18 protein-coding genes are annotated in these 20949 nt (G+C 50.3%); 3 read left to right on the forward strand and 15 right to left on the reverse strand.

The annotated features are described in order from the left end of the window. Window positions 1–3: 3 nt before the first annotated feature. Entirely contained in the window at window positions 4–1002 is a 999-nt protein-coding gene (gene prmA, locus GON22_RS05375; protein ID WP_160395074.1) for a 50S ribosomal protein L11 methyltransferase, read from the reverse strand. A 201-nt stretch (window positions 1003–1203) separates the two neighbouring features. Here prmA and GON22_RS05380 point away from each other — a divergent pair, with 201 nt between their 5' ends. From GON22_RS05380 to GON22_RS05390, 3 genes are read left to right on the forward strand one after another with little or no spacing between them, the layout of a single operon-like run. Beyond that, the gene (locus GON22_RS05380; protein WP_160395142.1) at window positions 1204–1575 is read left to right on the forward strand and encodes a GntR family transcriptional regulator; all 372 of its coding nucleotides are present in this window, start codon (window positions 1204–1206) and stop codon (window positions 1573–1575) included. After that, a complete protein-coding gene (locus tag GON22_RS05385) occupies window positions 1572–2477 on the forward strand; it encodes an ABC transporter ATP-binding protein (RefSeq protein ID WP_160395075.1) in 906 nt (301 codons plus the stop codon). Before GON22_RS05380 ends, GON22_RS05385 begins: the two co-directional genes overlap by 4 nt. Next, on the forward strand, window positions 2474–3163 hold the full coding sequence (locus tag GON22_RS05390; protein WP_160395076.1) for a hypothetical protein: 690 nt from the start codon (window positions 2474–2476) through the stop codon (window positions 3161–3163). The genes GON22_RS05385 and GON22_RS05390 overlap by 4 nt, the downstream gene beginning before the upstream one ends. Before the next feature lie 429 nt (window positions 3164–3592). Here the strand turns inward: GON22_RS05390 and GON22_RS05395 are convergent, their stop codons facing one another. From GON22_RS05395 to hemW, 14 genes are all read right to left on the reverse strand, one after another. Beyond that, on the reverse strand, window positions 3593–6625 hold the full coding sequence (locus GON22_RS05395; RefSeq protein WP_160395077.1) for a glycoside hydrolase family 2 TIM barrel-domain containing protein: 3033 nt from the start codon (window positions 6623–6625) through the stop codon (window positions 3593–3595). A 22-nt stretch (window positions 6626–6647) separates the two neighbouring features. Further along, complete coding sequence (locus tag GON22_RS05400; protein ID WP_160395078.1) at window positions 6648–7475, reverse strand: carbohydrate ABC transporter permease; 828 nt, start codon at window positions 7473–7475, stop codon at window positions 6648–6650. Next, window positions 7475–8374, reverse strand: coding sequence for a carbohydrate ABC transporter permease (locus GON22_RS05405; RefSeq protein ID WP_336604266.1), 900 nt, complete (start codon window positions 8372–8374; stop codon window positions 7475–7477). Before GON22_RS05405 ends, GON22_RS05400 begins: the two co-directional genes overlap by 1 nt. A 97-nt stretch (window positions 8375–8471) precedes the next feature. Beyond that, window positions 8472–9782 (reverse strand): ABC transporter substrate-binding protein, encoded by a 1311-nt coding sequence (locus GON22_RS05410; protein WP_160395079.1) that lies wholly within the window; start codon window positions 9780–9782, stop codon window positions 8472–8474. Between the two features lie 221 nt (window positions 9783–10003). Then, complete coding sequence (locus GON22_RS05415; RefSeq protein ID WP_160395080.1) at window positions 10004–11770, reverse strand: cache domain-containing sensor histidine kinase; 1767 nt, start codon at window positions 11768–11770, stop codon at window positions 10004–10006. Window positions 11771–11772: 2 nt separating this feature from the next. Then, the gene (locus GON22_RS05420; protein WP_237179030.1) at window positions 11773–13347 is read right to left on the reverse strand and encodes a response regulator transcription factor; all 1575 of its coding nucleotides are present in this window, start codon (window positions 13345–13347) and stop codon (window positions 11773–11775) included. 168 nt (window positions 13348–13515) lie between these two features. Then, on the reverse strand, window positions 13516–13746 hold the full coding sequence (locus GON22_RS05425) for a hypothetical protein (RefSeq protein ID WP_160395082.1): 231 nt from the start codon (window positions 13744–13746) through the stop codon (window positions 13516–13518). Then, window positions 13743–13931, reverse strand: coding sequence for a YfhD family protein (locus GON22_RS05430; RefSeq protein ID WP_160395083.1), 189 nt, complete (start codon window positions 13929–13931; stop codon window positions 13743–13745). Before GON22_RS05430 ends, GON22_RS05425 begins: the two co-directional genes overlap by 4 nt. 192 nt (window positions 13932–14123) lie before the next feature. Then, on the reverse strand, window positions 14124–15251 hold the full coding sequence (gene dnaJ / locus GON22_RS05435; RefSeq protein ID WP_160395084.1) for a molecular chaperone DnaJ: 1128 nt from the start codon (window positions 15249–15251) through the stop codon (window positions 14124–14126). A 115-nt stretch (window positions 15252–15366) separates the two neighbouring features. Next, window positions 15367–17205 carry a molecular chaperone DnaK gene (gene dnaK, locus GON22_RS05440; RefSeq protein ID WP_160395085.1) on the reverse strand — a complete coding sequence of 613 codons (1839 nt, stop codon included), beginning with the start codon at window positions 17203–17205 and terminating at the stop codon, window positions 15367–15369. A gap of 62 nt (window positions 17206–17267) precedes the next feature. Beyond that, window positions 17268–17852 carry a nucleotide exchange factor GrpE gene (gene grpE / locus GON22_RS05445; RefSeq protein WP_160395086.1) on the reverse strand — a complete coding sequence of 195 codons (585 nt, stop codon included), beginning with the start codon at window positions 17850–17852 and terminating at the stop codon, window positions 17268–17270. A 74-nt stretch (window positions 17853–17926) separates the two neighbouring features. Next, window positions 17927–18958, reverse strand: coding sequence for a heat-inducible transcriptional repressor HrcA (gene hrcA / locus GON22_RS05450; protein WP_160395087.1), 1032 nt, complete (start codon window positions 18956–18958; stop codon window positions 17927–17929). Between the two features lie 127 nt (window positions 18959–19085). Beyond that, window positions 19086–19553, reverse strand: a complete 468-nt coding sequence (locus GON22_RS05455) for an N-acetyltransferase (protein ID WP_160395144.1) — start codon at window positions 19551–19553, stop codon at window positions 19086–19088. A 221-nt stretch (window positions 19554–19774) separates the two neighbouring features. Next, window positions 19775–20944, reverse strand: coding sequence for a radical SAM family heme chaperone HemW (gene hemW, locus GON22_RS05460; RefSeq protein ID WP_160395088.1), 1170 nt, complete (start codon window positions 20942–20944; stop codon window positions 19775–19777). Window positions 20945–20949 lie beyond the last annotated feature (5 nt).

Consider the following 20949-nt stretch of genomic DNA (forward strand, 5'->3'; position numbering starts at 1 on the left):
TGCTTATTCACCTGCTTTCGGTTTGGCTGCGACGAAGGCGATCCAATCTTCCTCCCGCCGGCGATCCACAATTTCGAAGCCTGCTTGCAGCAAGCCCTGTTCTACAACCTCTTCTTTGTTTTTCCAAATGCCTGATGCAATATAATAACCGCCCGGCTTCAGCGCTTGATACACATCATCCAAGAACATGAGAATAATCTCCGCGAGAATGTTAGCTACAACTACATCCACTGGAACCGTCACATTCAGCGGACCTGCTTCTGCACCGCTTTCATCCTTGGTCTCGCCTTTCAATACGCCAAGCAGGTCGCTCAAACGAACGTCGATTTGCTCCGACAAGCCGTTCAGGTGCGCGTTTTCTTTCGCACTGGACACTGCAACTGGATCCAAATCTACCGCTAGCACTGCACGGGCACCTAGTTTAATTGCGCCAATTGCTAGAATGCCTGAGCCCGTACCGACATCGATTACCTCTTCCCCGCCATCGATGACTGACTCTAGCGTACGCAAGCACAGCGCAGTCGTTGGGTGCGTGCCTGTACCGAACGCCATGCCAGGATCCAGCTCAATAATATTTTCGCCTTCGCTTGCTTCATATTCTTCCCATGTCGGCTTAATCGTTAACCGCTCAGAAACGCGAATCGGTTTAAAATACTGCTTCCACGCTTCTGCCCAAGAGTCTTCATCCACGAGCTGATGGGAAACGGTGAAGTCGCCGGGATCCAGATCATACTCGCGCAGTTGCTCGATAAACGGCTTGATCGCTTCCACCAGCGGCTCCATGTCCGTCTCTTCCGCAAAATAGCCTTGAATGATGCAATCGCCTTCAGCGATATCATTCAGGGCGTGCTCGTACCATTGCCCGAACGAGGTGTCCCGCTTCCGGTTCAATGAGCCAGATTCCTCAATCGCGACTCCACCTGCCCCTGCCTCATGTAAATAATCCGAAATCGCCTCGACCACTTCTTCGCGTGTTGCGATCGTCAGTTCATGATATTTCATTGTAATATCCCCCTCATTGCCTTTAACCAAGCTCATAACGTTTATTGTAGCACAATCAGAGGCATAAAATCTTCCTGCCGCGTCTAACGAAGCGTTCCACCCGATATGGCCAATTCAGCAGGAGCCTATTGACGATTAAGTCCGTCGGCTATATAGTTAGTTACATGAGTAATTAACCAACACGGTGGTGAGCACATGTCGATGGGTCCGAATATGGATGACAGCCGTCCAATTTTTATGCAGATCGCTGAACGAATTGAAGATGACATTATTGAAGGCACAATTGTCGAGGAGTCGCAAGCCCCTTCGACAACGCAAATCGCGGCGTTCTACCGCATTAACCCCGCCACGGCGGCCAAAGGCGTAAATTTGCTCGTTGATGAAGGCATTTTGTATAAGAAAAGGGGAATCGGCATGTTCGTCGCGACCGGTGCGAGAAACATCGCAGTCAACAAACGGAAAACGCAGTTCTATGAGCAGTATGTCGTCACGATGCTGCGCGAGGCGCAGCGGCTGGGCATTACGGCAGAGCAACTGGAAGAGCTCATTCGAAAAGGGGCGGATAATCGATGAATAACGTTGTTCACGTGAAGGGGTTACGCAAAAGCTACGGCGAGGTAACAGCGCTCGATAACGTTAGCTTCGACTTGGAAGCGAACAAAATATACGGCTTGCTAGGACGAAACGGTGCAGGCAAGACGACCATTATGCATATTCTCACTGCCCAGCAATTCGCAACAGCTGGCGAACTTCGCCTGTTCGGGGAGCATCCATTTGAAAATCACAACGTGCTAAGCCGCGTTTGCTTCATTAAAGAGAGCCAGAAATATCCGGATCTTTTCAACGTTAGGGATGTTCTGCGGACCGCAGCTTCGATTTATCCCAATTGGGATGAAGCATTCGCAGCATCGCTCGTTGAAGCATTCAACCTGCCTTACAAACGGAACATGAAAAAGCTGTCGCGCGGCATGCTGTCTGCTGTCGGCATTATTATCGGATTAGCTAGCCGGGCGCCGCTCACGATATTCGACGAGCCTTATTTGGGACTGGACGCCGTAGCTCGCCAGCTGTTCTATGATCAACTGCTTGCAGATTACGCCGAGCATCCGCGCACGGTCGTGCTCTCGACGCACTTAATCGACGAAGTCAGCATGCTGCTTGAGCATGTGCTGCTGATCGATGGCGGCAAGCTGCTGTTAAATGAAGATGCCGATTCCCTTCGCGGCCGCGCCTACAGCGTTTCTGGACCATCTGCAGTCGTTGACGTGTTCGCATCCGGCCGTACGGTCATTGATCGGCAGGCGCTTGGCGGCTTAGTGCAGCTGTCAATTCTAGACGATGAACACTATGGTCATACCGGACAGGATGAGGCGGAATCGCTCGGCCTCGCTGTTGCGCCAATCTCGCTTCAACAACTGATCGTATATTGCACTCGCCAACAAGCGAACAACCTGAAGGGGGCGAACCGCTCATGAATCGGACAGAAGCGATTATTCGCATGCACAGCCGTAACAAACAGCAATGGTTTTACATTCCGTGGATTATTCTCATGTCGAGCTTCGGCGTTAATCTGATCGTTGGCGCGTTTAATCCCGCAGTCGAAGGAACGTACACGGGCGGAATTGCATCTATCTTCATCTACACATTCGTCATCGGCATTCTTGCATTCGTTCAAACCTTCCCCTTCGCGCTTGGCCTCAGCGTACGGCGTAGGGACTATTACTGGGGAACCCTCACCTCTGCCGTCATCGCGTTTGCTTTCACTGCGCTGCTGTTGTTCCTATTTTCAATCGCAGAGAGCCAGTGGACGAATAATTGGGGCGTTAACCTGCATTTCTTTGATCTGCCTTATTGGAGCGACGGCAATATCATCAATCGTTTCTTGATCCCGTTGCTGCTCCTATTGAATCAGTTCGTATTCGGTTTTGCCATTGGCGGCTTCTATCGCCGATTTGGCAAGATTGGAATGCTTGTCATTGCAATTGTGGTTATTGTACTCGGCACAGTAGCCTCATTCATTCTCAGCACCTATGGATATTGGGCGAATTTATTCGACTGGTTCAGCGATATGACGATGATTGAATTAGCGCTTTATACACTGCCGATTACAGTGCTATTAGCTGCGTTAGCATATGGGTTCATTCGCCGCGCGACTGTATAGGCTAATTTCCCTTTTGTGCAGGTGCAGGTGCAACTTGAAGCATTTTGAGCGAAAACATATTGTCATTGCATTTTGTACAACAGCACGAGCACCACGGCCGAAAATGTGCGTTATCATTGTAGTTCATACAATGCGTGGGGTTACTTTATATGTAATCAGGCTCAAAACGGCGCTTTTGATGTTATGCCATTGCACAAATTGCAACGACAGCCTGTTGCTGCATGTTAATGCACTTTTCCCATTGTACAAACTGCAATGAGACGATCCAAATGTTGAACCGAGGCATCGCTCGATCACCGTGCGAATGCACATGAAGCATCAATTTTGGCAACAATCATCCCGCCTCTGCAGCGCTGCTGCGGACAACGGAAAAAGCCGCCCAACAGCCAAAATGACTGGTTGGGCGGCCCAAACTTTATTTTCAATTGCTTACACGCGATGAATCGTAAACTCGAACTGCAGCGTTTGATTCGCCTTGATCCGATATTCCTCATGCACGGGAGCGCCCCAGCTGTCGTCGCCGCCGACGCCCATTTGGCGTCCCGCGACCGTGACGACCGTGTAATGCACATTTGGCAGCTCGTAGTGGTGGTTCGCGCTCTCCAGCTCGAATGCTGTGTATGGCGAGATGTTGCATTCGACCGGCTTGCCAGTTGGTGCCGTAATCCGAATGCCCCGAGCATCATCGTCCGTTAGGTCGATTCGCCGGACGCCCGTACGGTTGCCTGACTCTTGCGGAACAACGTACGCAGCGACATTATCTGCCACGTCATTGCGGAACACCCCAAGCCTTGCGCCGTGCTGGCGGTCCACGTAGTTTTCTTCCGGACCCATTGCATACCATTCAAGATGGTGATAGTCAGCAGGCACTTTGAACGACACAGCGAAGGCCGGCAAATCAGGCAACCCATCCGCCCCATCATACTGTGCATTCACCTTGATGCTGCCATCAGCCAACACGGTGTAACGAATCGTCACGGCTACATCCTTGCTAATCGCTAGCGCATAGCGATACGTGACCGTAACTTGGCCCGCTTGCTCAGATACATCCATGCCAACGCACTTGCGGGCCAAGCTGGCAGCGAACCACTCCGCAGCGTCGAATCCAAGCGAGAAGCCTTTATCGTTATCCGTCATTGCCCGCCAGAAAAGCGGCGCTGGCGGATAAGCGATCATTTCACGCTCCGCGTAACGAATCGAAATGAGTGTACCTGCTTGCTTCGAGAACATCATGCTGAAGTCTGTCCCGTGCACGCCAACGTTGACATCCCCGTTCACGACGCGTAGAGTCCCAGCAGCCAAAGCTGGCTCCTGTTGAGGTTCAATGCAGTAGACATACTGCCCGAAAGCAATTTCGTACCCTTTCTCCGCCCATTGCTCATCGTGATTGAGCACGAAGGACACATGCAAAACGTATTCCCCAGCTTCTTGTGCCATTTCGAAACCCTCAAGGGTTACGTAGGCTTCGCAGCCAGCAGGCACATAGACACTCTTCGTTCCGCGATACACAACTTCCCCATCCCGATGCAGCGCGTAAACAAGCTCGTAGCCTTCCGTTCCAATGAACAGGTTCTCATTCGTAATCGTAACGCCATTCGCATCCGGCACGAGCTTTACGTTCTGGTACAGGAACTTCACTTCCTGCATTTTCGGCGAAACGCGGCGGTCCGCATACACGATGCCATCCGTGCAGAAATTGTAGTCCGTCGGACGGTCATCAAAATCGCCGCCATAGGCAAGAAACTCGACGCCATAACGGTTTTTCTTCACGATCACTTGGTCGATATAATCCCAAATAAAGCCGCCTTGGTACAGCGGATATTGCCGTTCCAAATCCGTATATTTGTGCATGCCCCCGACGGAGTTGCCCATTGCATGCATATATTCGCAGCTGATATATGGCTTTTGCGGATTTTGCTCCAAATAAGCAATAATATCGGCTGGCTTCGCATACATTCGGCTTTCCATATCGCTTGTCGCATCATAATCGCGATTATGGAACACGCCCTCATAATGAACGAGGCGGCTCCGATCGGTCTCACGGAAGTAATTCGATACGTTCAAAATCACTTCGCCTGCATACGATTCATTGCCGCATGACCAGATCAGGATCGAAGGATGGTTTTTGTCCCGCTCCACCATCGAAATCGCGCGGTCCATAACGATGTCCTGCCATTCGGGCTTGTTGCTTGGGATGCTCCACGACGGCTCTACTACGCCCATTTTCATCCAAGAGCCATGCGTTTCGAGGTTCATCTCATCGATCACATAAATGCCATACTCATCGCACAGCTCATACCAAAGCGTTTGGTTCGGATAATGCGAAGTACGTACCGCGTTCATATTGTTCTGTTTAATCGTACGGATATCCCACAGCATGTCTTCCTTCGTGATCGCCCGCCCTCTACGGCAATTAAATTCGTGGCGATTCACGCCCTTGAATACGATTCGTTTCCCGTTCAAGCACATGATGTTGTCAACCATCTCGAACCGTCGGAAGCCGACCTTCTGGGGTACGGCGGCCACCAATTGCCCCGCTTCATTATAAACTTGAACGAAGAGCGTGTAGAGATACGGCCGCTCTGCACTCCAAGGCAAGACTTTGCCAGCCGAAGCCGTCAATTCCACTGTTGCGCCCGGCTCCTTCGCTTCCGCAGTTGCCACCGTCAAACCCGCAGCATCTCGCAGTTCAAACGCCACTCGTCCCGCGGCCTCACCCTCCAGCTTGAGCTCCACGCGGAGCGAACCAAGCTCGAACGTATCGTCAAGCTCTGCATGCACGAACAGGTCGCGGACATGTGCTTGGGGAACCGTGTACAAATAAACGTCGCGGAAAATGCCCGAAAACCGCCAGAAATCCTGGTCTTCTAGCCAAGCGCCAGTGCTGCGTTGATACACCTCGACCGCCAGCTTGTTCTCGCCGTCTGCAATGTAAGGGCTCAGGTCAAACTCCGAAGGCGTAAAGCTATCCTCACTATAACCAACAAACTCACCGTTAAGCCATACATAAAATGCCGACTCCACGCCTTGGAATGAGATATATACAGGCTTGCCTTGCATCCCTTCCGGCAACATAAACGTCTTCACATAGCTGCCCACAGGGTTATCGTCTTCTGGAACCGCAGGAGGACGGATATCGTGATGGCCGTCCCACGGATACATCGTATTCACATACTGCGGTTTCCCATAACCTTGCAATTGGATATGGCCTGGCACTTCAATCGTGTTCCAGCCTGCGCAGCTATAATCTAATCGGTAAAACCGCTCCGCCCTGCCTGCAGGATGGACGGCATAGCTGAATTTCCAGCTGCCGTTCAACGAGTGCCGCATCGCCATCGGCGCGAACGACTCAGCCTCCTGCATCGTTGTGTAGTAACGATGATCGGAATGGGCAGGCAGCCGGTTCACGGCAAACACGCTAGGATCAGCAAGCCAGCTCAAGCTTGGTTCATTTGCTTTCATATCGATACTCTCCTATAAACAATTATTTGACCGAGCCCGTCATCCCAGCAACAAAATGCTTCTGCATGAAGAAGAACACAAGCGCCGTCGGAATCGTGGATATAACGACAGCCATCATGATGACCCCATAATCTGGCGAGTAACTAGAGCCCAAGTTCGAGATCAACAGCGGAATCGTTTTCTTCTCCGGTGACTGCAATACGATGAGCGGCCACAGGTAGCTGTTCCAGCTCGACATGAATGTAATGATGCCAGCTGCGGAGTACGTCGTTTTCATCGTTGGCATAAAGACGCGGAAGAACAAGCCAATTTCGCTCAAGCCATCGATTCGGCCAGCTTCAAGCAGGTCCTTCGGAAACATCTTCGCACTCTGCCGGAAGAAGAAGATTAGGAAAGCCGTCGTGAACGTAGGCAAAATAACAGCTGGCAGCGTGTTGACGCCAATGGCCGAGAAATTGCGCGAAATCGTCGCAAACATTTGATACAACGGAACCATCAAAGCAGCGAACGGAATCATCATCGACATAAGCAGCACCGTAAATACGGCATCCTTCGCCTTGGTGCGATAGATCTCGAAGCCATAGCCAGCCAGCGATCCTACCAGCAAGGCAAGCAAGGTCGTAATGATTGAGATTTTGGCCGAATTCCACATGGCTTGCCATAGATCGATGCTATCGAGCAGCTTCTTAAAGTTTTCGCCTAGAAAACTGCCCGGAAGCAGCTTGCCTTTGGTCACATCAACCGACTTGTTTGTTGCGCTCACGATCATCCATAAGAACGGAAAAATTGAGACAATAGAAGCGACACTTAGAAACCCATACGTAAAGGTGCGTTTTAGTTTATTAGCCATTATTTATCACCTGCTACTTTGAACTGGACGAACGACAAAATGATGATCATGATGACGATGGAATACGATACCGTCGCCGCATAGCCGAAGTCCGGTGAATACTTGAATGACAGGTTATAGATATACTGCGAAATCGACATTGTCGATTGGCCAGGGCCGCCTTTTGTAATGTTTACGATTTCATCAAACAACTGGAGCGTGCCGATCGTCGATGTGATCGATGTAAACAGAATAATTGGCTTCAGCAATGGAATCGTAATGGTGAAAAACTGCCGGAAAGCCGAAGCCCCGTCGATACGCGCTGCCTCATAGATAGAGTTATCGATATTTTGAAGGGAGGACAGATAAAAAATCATGTTATACCCCGTCCAACGCCACGTAATTGCGATAATGATCGTTACTTTCGCCCAGAACGGGTCCGTAATCCAATTGATCGGTTCAGCGATGATATGCAGCTTCGTTAATCCGAGATTGACAAGGCCGTCCGTGCCGAATAAGTATTTGAAAATAATTGAGTAAGCTACTAGCGAAGTGACGCATGGAAGAAAGATGGCTGTACGGAAAAAACCTTTGAACTTCAGATTGCGGTCATTGAGCAAAACCGAGATGAACATGCCCAGAATGATCATAATTGGCACTTGAATAATTAAGTAGATGAACGTATTCTTCACTGCCGTTAAAAACGTTTTGTCACTGAATAAACGCTGGTAATTATCTAGACCCGTATAATGCAAATTCGCGCCTTTGCCTGTTTTGAACGACAGCAGCAAAGCTTGAATCATCGGATAGAAATAGAAAGCTGCAATCATGACAACGGCGATGATTACGAACCACCAGCCGGTCAGTTTTATTTTCGAGCCACTTTTGTAAAGGCTTATGCCAGGCTTCGCCACTTTCACGTCAGCCAAACCCCTTTCTCTGCGGAGAAAATAAAACCTTGGTCATCCTACCCGAACGGCCAAGGTTTTATTATAGTTCCGGTTTCGTATGGTGCTGTTACTTGATTTGCGTTTCAGCTTGCGACTGGGCGTCAGCCAACGCTTTGTCCAGCGCTTTGCCGCCCAGGTAACTTTGCATCTCAACTGCAAGAAGATCCTCAATGGCATAAGTGTGCATGCCATAGTTCACACGCGGAATTTGCTCTGTCCAAGCCGCGAAGTCCGTCGCAATTTTTTGCCCATTGAAGTAGTCGTCCGCTGCTTGGCAAGCTTCGCCCGTCGCTGCTGCTTTGAGCGTGCCGATTGCACCGATTTGCTGGTTCAGCTTCTGGTAAAGGTCAACGTCGGAAGCAAAGGTTTGCTTCAGGAAATCTGCCGCTGCTTCTTTGCCATCCGTGTTCAGCACATACCACGAGCTGCCGCCAAGATTCGATGCATGCGTTGCTTTGGCAGCGCCCGGAAGCGATGGGAACGGCACGATCGCCCATTTGCCCGATTGCGCCGCTTCAGCTTTAACCGAAGCCGTAATCCAGTTGCCCGTTGGAACCGCTGCAACGTCACCGCTGTTGAAGCCGCCAACGAATTGGCTCCAGTCGGATGTTACTTTAACAATGTTCGCTTCCATCAGCGTTTTGTACGTTTCTGCTGCTGCTTTCAGCTCTGCATTATCTACCAGGTTAGGTGTCGTTCCGTCTTCCTTCGTGTACCATGAGCCAGCCGATTGAATCATCATGCGGATGAGGCCCAAGTCGTTAGGGTCTTGCGTCAACAGGTCCTTGCCCGTTTTTTCTTTGATCGCTTTGCCGATTTCGATCAGCTTGTTCCAGTCGATATTTTGCAGGTCAGCTGCTTTATAGCCTGCTTGCTCCAAGTAATCCGTACGGACATACAAGCCAGTTACACCTGAGTCGAATGGTACGCCATATTGTTTGCCGTCGAAGCTCGTCGGCCCGATTTTGTAATCTGCGAAGTCCGATGCATTAATGATGCTCGATAGATCGTAGAACGCGTCTGGATACGCTTGCAAGAAGCTTTGTGCGCGATAATCTTCGATTAGAACGATGTTCGGCAATCCTTTTGTCGTACCGGAGTTAAGCCCCGTGTTCAGCTTTTGTACGATATCGGCTTGCGCGTTTTCTTCGATGTTGATTTTCGCATCTGGATTTTTGGTTGCGTAAGCTTCCTTCGCCAGATTAAGTGCCGCGATGTTGAAGTTAGGATCCCATGCCCATACTGTCACTTCTTTGGTCTCTTTAGATGCCGTGCCGCCGTCGTTGCTGTTGCTGTCCTCTGTACCGTTGTCCGATTTGCTGGAGCATGCTGCCAACACGAGAGAGCTTGCCAACAAAATAGCCAGTACTTTTTTCATTCGCGTCCAACCCCTTTTCTTATCATCCGATACTGTGTGCGAGTGCCGTTCCTTGATGATGTAAGCGTTTGCCGGCTAACAAGATCATCATAGCACTGCTCTAAATCTGGCCGTTATGACTATCTTTGCGCTGATTGGTCTTATTATTGTCCCTTAAGTTGGATGGTCCACTCGAATTGTAAACGCTTTAGAAAATAGTATTTTTTTTGTTGGCTGCGCTATTAATCGTTCAAAATCGGCAGCTTGATGCGTACGCGAGTCCCTTCGCCTGGCTGGCTTGTAATGGTTACGCCATATTGCTCGCCATACAACAGCACGATACGGTCATGCACGTTACGGACGCCAATGCCTGAAAACAGCTGCCTCGTTTTGGTCGGGTTCGGCAGCATCCCTGTGCCGGCTAAGCCGCTAATGCCCGCACCGTTATCGACGACCTCACAGACGAGCACTCCTGCATCTACAGAAACAAGCACGTAAATATACCCTTCATTCCGTTCATGGAAGGCATGGAAAAAAGCATTTTCAATAAACGGCTGGATAATGAGCTTCGGTATCCGGTAATTCAAACAATCCGGGGCGATAAAATAGTTCACCTTCACGCCTTCGCCGTAGCGCATATGATTAATAAGCACATAATTGCGCAAATTATCGAGCTCCTGCTCAACGGTAATCGTCTGGCTGACGTTGCCCAGCGTATTTTGCAGCAGCGAAATAAGCGCATTAATCGTATCGGACACCTTCTCCTTGTCGCCTTGTTGGACGAGCATTTTGATCGACGCTAACGTGTTATACAAAAAATGCGGATTAATTTGCATCTGCAGCGCGGCAAGCTCCGCATTGTGCTGCTCCTTCTGCGTCTCAATGAGCTGTTTTACGTAATCATTCAACTCGTCGAGCATGTAGTTATACGCTTGGCCTAGCTCTTTCACCTCATAACTGCCATTGACCGTAATGTAATTGTGAAAGTTCTTTTTCGTTACTTTGGACATCTGGCGGACGAGGAGCGACAGCGATCGCGTAATCCTTCGCGTAATGATGAAGACGACAAGAAGCGCCGACAGCACAATAGCCGCACAGATCAGGGTGATCGCGCGCGTATTGACGAGATGGCTTAATGCTGTATTTTTATCAATCAGATTCACAATGTAAAAATCATAGGTCGGCAAATATTCGGACAGGAGCACATAATCCTTCCCCATTGCTTTCGTATCTTTGTAGGAGAGGCGTTGCTGGACAATTTCAGTTGCGTCATGCAGAAGTTCCGTATTTTGATCGCCGATTAGCTGCTCCAGATTGCTTGATACGATAACGCCGGATTGGTTCATAATGACGACGTCGTTGCCTTCGCTTGTAAAGTTGGAGTAAAACTGCTTAAATGCCGCTTCCCGTATTGCGATATATAGATTCCCATAAAGCGTGCCATTTACCCGGTCATACAATGCCTTGGACGCCACGATAACAGGATGCGGGGAGCCCGTTGTGCCGCTGCTAAACTGATACATGAGCCGCTTAGGATCGGCATTCATATTAACGGTAATCGGATGGGCCCTCAGCTGCTTCACGCTCATCGGCCATTTGGCATTGTCGGTCGTGTACATGTTGCCGTTGACGCCCAGAATCGTTATTCCGACTTCGTAGGGATCTAAATTGGACGAAATTTGCTTCATTTTTTGCGTTGCGCTGTAATAGGTTCTCGTTGTCGTAATCGTGTCCTTATCTTCTTTCGTAAGGAAGCCTCTAACGGAGCCGCTCTGAAGCACATTGTTGGATACTGTAATAATGCCGTAGTTAAACGACTCAAAATTCGTTTTGATCTGGTTAATAACCTTCGAATTCGTAATGCTGAACGTATCCATGAACAGCCGCTCCGACATGCGGATCGTAATCCAAGACGTCAGAAGCGTGACCGTAATTAAGCTGACTACCATGACGATGAACATTTTGACGAACAAGCCATTGTACTGCATGCGGTCCCATAATCGCCTCATGATCATTCCCTCTTCTGGTTCGGCTGCTGCCTGCGATATTGGCTCGGCGATAAGCCCGTCCATTTTTTAAACACTTTCGTGAAATAGCTATGGTCAGAGTAGCCGACCATTCCGCTTATTTCCGAGATTGATGCCGTATCCCCACTTAACAGCTCCGCCGCTTTCTCGACGCGTACCTTATTGAGGTATTCGCTGAAACCATATGCATTATGGGATGCGAAGTAGCTCGATAGATAGGATGGGTTAAAATGAAAATGTTTAGCTACCTCCGTCAATGTGATCGGGTCTGCATAATGGCCATCAATATAAGCCAATATGAGCCCCATATTGACATTGCTCGGTTGCTGGCGCGCCGCGATGCATTGGTCTGCCTCTGTCATGAACGCATACAGCTGATTCGCTGCATGATCGGCCTGGCGCGCAACGTCGATGGATTTAAAATAAGCATATTTGCGCTCCTCCAGCTCCTTCACCTCATACCCCATATTGCCGAGCAAGACGGTCACATTAAAAATAATATTGCTCAGGAATGACTTGAACGCGAAAACGTCCATCGTATAATCGAGCGCCATGCTATGTACATGTTCTTCAAGATATTGAAAAGCCAGATCAAACTGCTTGCGCTTCAGCTGCTCCGTGAACTGGCTTAAGTCAAACTTATTCCCTTCGGCTGTCGGCTCCGGCAGCTTGTCTATCGTAAGCAATCGATGGTTCGGAAAATAAAAACGATAGTTCAGCAGCTTCGTGAAGCTTCCTCGAAATATTTGGCCGAGCTGGGCGAATGAAGTAAACGTATCACTCCACACCCATCCCGGTACGGCATGGGCAAGTGCTAGCTCCTCCGCCATTTTGCTTGCTAGTTGCTTCGTTTCCTCTAGCTCCTCAGGTTCGCCATTCAGCACATAAACGAGCTGCTGCTGGTTCGTGACGATTCGATGATACGGCAAATGCAGCCGCGCAGACTGCCACCAAGCATCAACAATGCCCGCTAATTGCTCCCCCTTAAGCTCATCTGATCCATTGGGCCGATGCTTGCTGTCAGCACCTAGCAAGACGAATGCCGAGTAAGGAAAAAGGTTGTTAATGGCCGATGGCTCGAAATCGATATCATACCCTGCAATCAACCGCTCCATTAACAACGTAACAGAAAGCTCTACTGCCTCGCCCTGCGGCTTCAACTGCAACGAAGGGATTTGGGCAGCCGTTCGCTTTAGTACCTGAAGCAGCTCCTGCGCATCCAGCTTCGGCTTCAGTATATAATCCGCCACCCCGCTCTGGAAGGTAGAGCGAACATAATGAAATTCGCCGAAGCTGCTTAACACGATAACCTCAATTTCGGGATACTTCTGCTTAATCGTGCGGGTCAGCGCTTCCCCATCCATAACCGGCATCACAATATCTGTAATGACGATATGCGGCTGCATCTGTTCGACCAGCTCCAGCGCCTCTTTGCCGTTCGACGCTTCACCGACGATTTGGAACCCTTCCTGCTCCCAATTCAGATAATGTTTTATTCCTTGCCTTATTAGAATCTCATCATCCACGATAATGATTTTGCATAACACATTGTTGTTCATTGTTAATTTCCCCATTCATCATAATGGCCAGCTCAAACTGTGGTTCTTATTATACCCGAAGCGCTCTGCTCCACAAGACGCAAAAAGGCGGCCCCTATGATTGGGTACCGCCTTCGGAAACATAGGCCTTATGCCTGTTTGCTCATTCAGAAACTCACAGCCGTGATGCTAATGCATGGTGTCCTGCTCCAGCACGCCGCCCGTTTGCTGAATAAGGTAGAATGCACGCTCTACGACATCTGCGTCGACCGTAGCCGTCAACGTTCCGTTGTGGCCTTCGCTAATGCCTTGTGCCCGCAATAGGTGCAGCTTCATAGCAGCTTCCCGTGCGCCAGCCTCTTTTGCGTAGGCCGCACGAATGCGAATGCCTGCTGCTGCAGAATCTTGCCCTTTGGTCACTGTTGCTTTGCTCTCTGGTCCGCTGCTGCTGCACGCTGCTGCGCTACATGATCCGCTTCGTCAGCGAACTCCTCCGAAAACTCCACATCTTCATTTTCACCAATCGGCAAATTGCCGAAGTTTACTTTTTCAAACTCGTTCTGAGCGTTTTGCTGATTTTGTTGGTTCTTATTGAGATTAGCCATTGTGTTGTTGCCTCCTATTGGTTGGTTCGGTTCGTTGCGAACGCTTATAGGATAAGCTGCCTGTCATTGAACTATACGCTAGAGTGACAACCAACCATTTCCAATGTGCCAATCCATCATTCATAGCAAAAAGACGCCTCAGCAGGCAATTAGCCTGTGACGCGTCTCTCCCACATCTCTTTAAACCGCAGGCTATTCGCCCCGGAACGCTTTCTTCATCCGCTCAAAGATGGATTCGTGATGCTCCTGTTCTGGTGCAGCAGCGCCGCCTGCTAATCCGCCAAGCTGGCGCAGCAATTCCTTCTGCTCGTCGCTAAGCTTAGTCGGCGTTACAACCGTCACTTTAACATGCTGGTCGCCTGTGCCATGTCCGCGAAGCTTCGGCACCCCTTTGCCTTTCAAACGGAAATAAGTGCCCGTCTGCGTGCCAGCTGGAATCTTCAGCTTCACTTTCTCGGATAACGTCGGCACCTCGATCTCATCGCCAAGCGCCGCTTGCGCGAATGACAATGGCACCTCGCAGTAAATATCATCGTTCTCGCGGTCGAAGAACTCATGGCGCTTCACGCGAATGACAATGTATAGATCGCCCGATGGACCGCCGCGCAATCCGCCCTCGCCCTCACCCGTCAACCGGATTTGAGCGCCGTCGTCCACGCCGGCTGGAATGCGCACGTTGATGCGGCGTTGTTTTTTCACTTTGCCTGCGCCGTGGCAGGTCGTACATTTTTCTTTGATCACTTTGCCCGAACCGCTGCAATTGGAGCAAGCACGGCGGTTAACCATCCGGCCAAACGGCGTATTTTGCACAACCTCTTGCTGGCCAGTGCCGCGGCATACGGTACAGTTCTCAGGCTTCGTGCCGGCTTTCGCGCCCGAGCCATGGCAAGTATCGCAAGATTCCGTGCGAGGAATCGTAATTTCGGTTTCTTTGCCGAATACCGCTTCCTTAAATTCGATTGTCATCGAATATTGCAAATCGTTACCGCGCTGTGGCGCATTCGGATCGCGCCGGCCGCCACCGCCGCCGAAGAACATATCGAAAATATCGCCGAAGCCGCCGCCGAAATCACCGCCGCCCATGCCACCGAATTGGTTAGGGTCAACGTGGCCATGCCGGTCATACGTATCACGCTTGCCGTCATCGCTCAAAACGTCATATGCTTCCTTGACTTCCTTGAACTTCGTTTCGGCATCTGCCGCCTTATTGACGTCCGGATGGTATTGGCGAGCCATCTTGCGGTACGCCTTCTTAATGTCTTCGCCGGATGCGCTTTTGTCCACGCCCAGCACCTCATAATAATCGCGCTTATCAGCCAATTTCTCTCACCCCCATGTTGTGCCCAGCACGCGGAATGCGCGCATGAACATAAGGATAGGCCAAAGCCAGGTCATGCCTGGCTTTGACCTATCACCGCCTATCACTGGTCGAAGCTTATTTTTTGTCGTCTACAACTTCATAATCTGCATCAACGACGTTATCTTTTCTCGCCGAACCTGCGTCGCCCGCTTCTTCTTGCGGTGCGCCTTGGCCTTCTGCAGCAGCTTGCTCATACAGTTTAACCGACAGCTGTTGTACGATCTCCGTCAACGCTTCTGTAGCAGCCGTAATTTCTTCGAGGTTTTCGCCTGCGAGCGCCGCTGTTACTTTCTCTTTCGCTTCTTCCGCTTTTGCAATTTCGCCTGCGTCAACTTTGTCGCCAAGTTCTTTGAGCGTTTTGTCAACTTGATATACGAGTTGGTCAGCGTTGTTTTTCGCTTCTACGAGATCGCGGCGTTTTTGGTCTTCCTCCGCATGAAGCTCAGCGTCTTTCATCATGCGTTCAACTTCGTCATCGCTCAAGCCGCTCGACGAAGTGATCGTAATTTTCTGGCTCTTGCCTGTGCCTTTATCCAGTGCCGATACGTTTACGATACCATTGGCATCGATGTCGAACGTAACTTCGATTTGCGGCACGCCACGTGGCGCAAGCGGAATGTCGTTAAGGTTGAAGCGGCCAAGCGTTTTGTTGCCAGCAGCCATTTGGCGCTCGCCTTGCAGGACGTGAATTTCAACGCTAGGCTGGTTGTCTGCATACGTCGAGTATACTTGCGATTTGCTCGTCGGAATCGTCGTATTGCGGTCGATCATCTTCGTGAATACGCCGCCTGCTGTCTCGATACCGAGCGACAATGGCGTTACGTCGAGCAATACAACGTCTTTTACGTCGCCAGTCAATACGCCCGCTTGAACAGCAGCACCAAGTGCAACTACTTCGTCTGGGTTAACGCCTTTGTGTGGCTCTTTGCCGATCAGCTTCTTAACAGCTTCTTGAACAGCTGGAATACGTGTGGAACCGCCCACGAGTACCACTTTATCGATCTCCGAAGCAGACAAGCCGGAGTCGCTAAGCGCTTGGCGCGTAGGTGCGAGTGTACGCTCAACCAGCTGTGCGGACAGCTCTTCGAATTTCGCGCGCGTCAGGCTGAGCTCCAAGTGCTGAGGAACGCCGTCAACCATTGTAATGAATGGCAGGGAGATTGTGGACGTCAGAACGCCCGACAGCTCTTTTTTCGCTTTTTCAGCCGCATCCTTCAAACGTTGGATCGCCGCTTTATCTTTCGACAGGTCCGTGCCATGCTCTTTACGGAACTCGCTCACGAGGTAATCGATGATAACTTGGTCGAAGTCATCGCCGCCGAGACGGTTGTCGCCGCTCGTTGCTTTTACTTCGAAGAAGCCGTCGCCGAGCTCGAGGATCGATACGTCGAACGTGCCGCCGCCAAGGTCATAAACAAGAATCGTTTGGTCTTCTACTTTTTCAAGGCCGTATGCAAGCGCTGCTGCTGTCGGCTCGTTCACGATACGCAGCACTTCAAGGCCTGCGATTTTGCCTGCATCCTTCGTTGCTTGGCGCTGGCTGTCGTTGAAGTAAGCTGGAACCGTAATAACCGCTTGAGTTACCGGTTGGCCCAGGTAAGCTTCTGCGTCGGATTTCAGCTTTTGCAGGATAATCGCCGAAATTTCTTGTGCCGTGTATTCTTTGCCTTCGATTACTTCTTTGTGGCTTGTTCCCATGTGGCGTTTGATCGACATGATCGTACGGTCAGGGTTCGTGATCGCTTGGCGCTTAGCTGTTTCGCCGACGATACGCTCTCCGTCCTTCTTGAAGCCAACGACCGATGGAGTCGTGCGGTTGCCTTCCGGATTCGGGATAACGACGGCTTCGCCGCCTTCCATTACTGCCACGCAAGAGTTTGTTGTGCCAAGGTCAATACCGATTACTTTACTCATCGTAATAGCCTCCTCAATATATAAAGCTTAATTTATTTGTTTAATCTGTATAGGCAAGCAGATTAGCTGCTAACTTTAACCATTGCTGGACGCAGCACTTTATCTTTCAGCATATAGCCTTTTTGCAGTTCTTCCAGTACGGTGCCCTCTTCGTGCTCTGCAGAAGGCTCCTGCATCACCGCTTGGTGGAACTCAGGATTAAACGGCTCGCCTACGACGTTCATCGGAGACAGGCCCTCTTGCTCAAGCACCTGATTGAACTGTCTGGAAACCATGTCAACGCCTTTGGACAATGCATCAAAATCGCTATTTTGCTTAGCGGCATTAATGGCACGTTCAAAATTGTCTACGACCGGCAGCAGCTCCGTCAACAGCTTCGACGTTGCATACCGAGCGAGCTCTTCTCTTTCCTTTATGGTACGGCGACGGAAATTATCAAAGTCCGCCTGCGCGCGTAAGTATCGTTGTTGATGCTCTTCAATCTGCTGCTCGAGCTCGGCGATGCGCGCTTCGCTTGCCGATTGTGCCGCCGTTTCCTCTTGCGATTTCCCAGCTACATTCTGTTCTTCGTTATGTGCTTGCTGCTCTTGTTCTTCTACATTCGTCACGGTTGATTGATCCTCCGTTATATTGTCATTCGCACTCATCTTGCTCACCTCCTTAACGTGCCCGCTGTAAGCTGGGCGATATGCACGATCGTGGCGCGCTCGAACCTGCTTCGTTATCGGTACCATCGGGACAACAGCATCGCCATGTCCTTGGAAACAATCTCGAGCAATCCGATCACTTTGCCATAATCCATCCTAGTTGGGCCCAGTATGCCAATCGTGCCAAGCGATTGCCCATCAATCGCATAGGTTGCTGTGATTACACTGCATTCATTTATCGCTTCATGCTCATTCTCCGTGCCAATTCGCACTTGAATGCCTGTGGGCGCTGAAGAAAGCATACGCGATAATGTCGGTGTCTCATCAAGCAAATCAAGCAACGTCTTCACTTTATCGACGTCCTTGAACTCCGGCTGCGTGAGCATATTCGTCGTTCCACCCAAGTAGACACGCTGTTCGGTTTCTTCGCCAGCTGGCAATGCCCGCTCCAGCATGTTCAGTACGCTCTCGTAATGATCGACGTAACGGCTCAGTTCCTGGCCAACCTCCGTATACAACTTGGAAGTCAACCGCACCATTGGCACGCCTGCGAGCTTTGCGTTCAAGATATGCACGGTCTTCTCTACATCCGACATACTCATGCCTTTCGGAAGAGAGACCATCCTATTCTCCACATGGCCCGTATTCGTCACGACAATCGCGACAGCACTTTCAGCGTTAAGTGGAACGAGTTGAAAATGCTTCAGTGAATGGTTAATCGATTCAGGGCCAAGCGCAATAGACGTATAATTCGTCATATTTGCAAGAATGGTCGCCGCTTGCTGCGTGACCTGCTCCATCTCTGTCATGCGTTCGGCGAAAAACGAACGGAAATTCGTAACTTCCTTCTCGTTCGACTCGCCAAGCCTGACGAGATGATCCACATAATATCGGTATCCTTTGATCGAAGGGATACGCCCCGCCGACGTGTGCGGCTGCTCCAGAAAACCAAGTTCCTCAAGGTCAGACATCTCATTACGAATCGTTGCCGGGCTAAAACCGACGTCTCCCCGCTTAGAAATGCTGCGAGAACCGACGGGCTCGGCCGAACGAATATAATCGTCTATTATGGCGTTTAATATCATGCGTTGTCGATCCGTTAACATCCGAACCCCTCCTCTTGATCTCCTGCTCATGCTGACTAATCGGCTGCCCCTTCGATCGTTAGCACTCATTGTCGTTGAGTGCTAATCGTCAATACAAAAATACCAAACCAACTTGACGATTGTCAAGTCAGTTCAGTACTTTAAGCACAGCTATTTCGTCGCAATTTTTTTGCTTCGGGCAATTTACGCAGTCTGTCCATACTTTTTCGGGAAAAATCTCTTTATCAACTACATTAAAACCGTTCTTAACGAAGAAACGATCCTCATAGGTCAGTGCCATTACTTTAGTTAAATTCTGCTCGCGCGCTTGTTCAATCAGCTTATCGACGAGTTTGCTGCCTATGCCAAATCCCTTGTAGCCATCTGTGATGCCCAGGGAGCGGATTTCAACGAGATCCTTGCCAAGCTGGCACAATGAGCCACATCCGACGATGACGCCTTCAACCTCAGCTACGACGAAGGTTCCGATTAGCCGCTTTAGCGCTTCTCTGCTTCGAGGGAGCATAATTCCTTTCTCTGCGTAGCCGCTTATTAGATGAAACAAGACTTCGACATCGTCTTCTGTTGCTGGTCTGCAGGTACATACCGCTTGCATCATTACGCTCGTCCCCTCCACTCGTCGCCAAGGTGCAATCCTCTCACAACGCCGATTTTTAAAAAAGAATATGTATAAATATACATCAAAACGAATGAATGCTCAATAGCCAATTTTAAAAGCTTCAATTGATTAGTTCTATAAGTAAAACACCCGCTCCACATTGTGCGAAACGGGTGCATCTAATCCTTGCAAGCTTATGAAAATGTGGTGGCCATCCGCTATTCCACCGTCGCGGGCAGCACACCAACAAAGGCTCCGAACACCTCGTTGCCAAGCGGAATGCCTTGCTCAGTCAGCCGATAGCCGCGGTCCGGCGTCGCTTCCAGCAAGCCTTCCCGGACAAGCCGTTCAAGTATGCTTCCGAATACGCCCTCCATCGTACGGCCAGGGAACTGTGCTTCGAATGCCGCACTGCGAACACCTTCAAGCAGCCGCAAGCCGACCATCATAAAGTCTTCCATCGCCTCGGGCTCTGAGATCGGAGTCGTCTCCAATCGTGGAAGCCTCGCAAGCGCCGCATCGATGAAAGGCTGAACGCCTTTAATGTTCAAATGCCGCTCTCCACGCGCATAACCGTGGGCACCTGCACCTAAGCCGTAATAAGGCTCATTGCGCCAGTACGTCGAGTTATGGCGGCTCTCAAGGCCTGGAATCGCAAAATTGCTAATTTCATAATGGCGGTAGCCCGCTTCCTTCAGCTTGTTCATGACGACCATAAACATCGCAAGCTCTTCATCTTCGGTTGGAAGCGGCAGCTCGTTCCGTTCATACAGCTTGTGGAACAGCGTGTTCTCCTCCACCTTCAAGCTGTACAACGAATAATGGGTCAAGCCTAGCTGCAGTGCTTTGTCCACGCTCTCTGTCAACAGTTCGACCGTCTGCTTCGGCAACCCGAACATGAGGTCGATCGACAAATTCGTAAAACCAGCCTTCTTCGCGTTGTCGATGCTCCGGTAAACATCATCGATATTGTGAATCCGGCCAATGCCAGCGAGCAAGTCATTATCGAACGACTGCACGCCGAAGCTGATACGGTTTACGCCGCCAGCGTACATCGCAGCCAATTTCTCCGGATCAGTCGTGCCAGGATTAGCTTCCATCGTAAATTCTACATCTGCCGCAAGCGGAAAATGGCGATGGACCGACGCAAGAAACCGCTCCATCTGAGGAGGGGTCAGCACAGTCGGCGTACCGCCGCCAACGAATACGGTGTCGATCCCTTCAGGCGACAGCGCTTCTACGGTAAGGCGCATTTCATTCTCAAGTGAATCAAGGTAAGCGTCTACCGGCTGCCCTTTTAATACAAAAGAATTAAAGTCACAGTAGTGGCACTTATTCGTACAGAACGGGATATGGATGTAAAGCGCTCTTGGTGCATGTGTAAGCATGGGCG

It is taken from the genome of Paenibacillus sp. MMS18-CY102, from assembly GCF_009789195.1.
Classification (GTDB): domain Bacteria; phylum Bacillota; class Bacilli; order Paenibacillales; family Paenibacillaceae; genus Paenibacillus_T.